The sequence below is a fragment of the Falsiroseomonas oryzae genome, from assembly GCF_027856955.1.
Lineage (GTDB): Bacteria > Pseudomonadota > Alphaproteobacteria > Acetobacterales > Acetobacteraceae > Falsiroseomonas > Falsiroseomonas oryzae.
In genome coordinates this window covers 1-510 of record NZ_JAPSMD010001036.1, presented here as the reverse complement: position 1 = coordinate 510, position 510 = coordinate 1, and the positions used below count along the sequence as shown (strand labels likewise).

The window sequence follows — 510 nt, the reverse complement described above, 5'->3', positions numbered from 1 at the left end:
GGGCTCCGGCGCCGCGCCCGGGCCCGGTTGAATCGCCGGCGCCGTCGGCGCGATGCGCGCCGCATGTGCCGGGGCGGGCGCAGGGAGGTGCGGCGTCGGGATGCTTGGTACGGCCTCTGGCGGCGCTGCCGCCGGCGTCGGGACCACGGAGCCGGCGACCGTCGCGCCCTGCGCCATCATCGGCTGCGGCGGCGCAGGCGGCAGGGTCATCGTCGGAGCGATTGCGATCCAGCCCGGCAGCTCCGCCGGGGCGGCGTCCTCCACCGCCTCGGGATCCGTCGCCATCGGCTCGGCGCCGTCCGTGGCGACAAGCCCCGCGACCAGCAGCGCGAATGCACCGGGCGGCACCGCAGGATCCGCCGCGCCGGGCGCGATGGGCAGGGACGTCGGGGCGGTGGCGGTCAGCACATCCATGGCAGTCGCCCGTTCCGGAGACGCGGGCCGGCCGCCGCTCGGTGCCGCCCCTTCCGCGGCCCGACAGCGCAAGCGCCGTGCCGCGCCCGGCGGCGC

General features: G+C 79.2%; 1 protein-coding gene. It reads right to left on the bottom strand.

Annotated features, from left to right (window positions below):
* Positions 1–414, bottom strand: a 414-nt coding sequence (locus OZN99_RS33375; RefSeq protein WP_270939447.1) for a hypothetical protein, incomplete at its 3' end; no start/stop codon positions are given.
* Positions 415–510 lie beyond the last annotated feature (96 nt).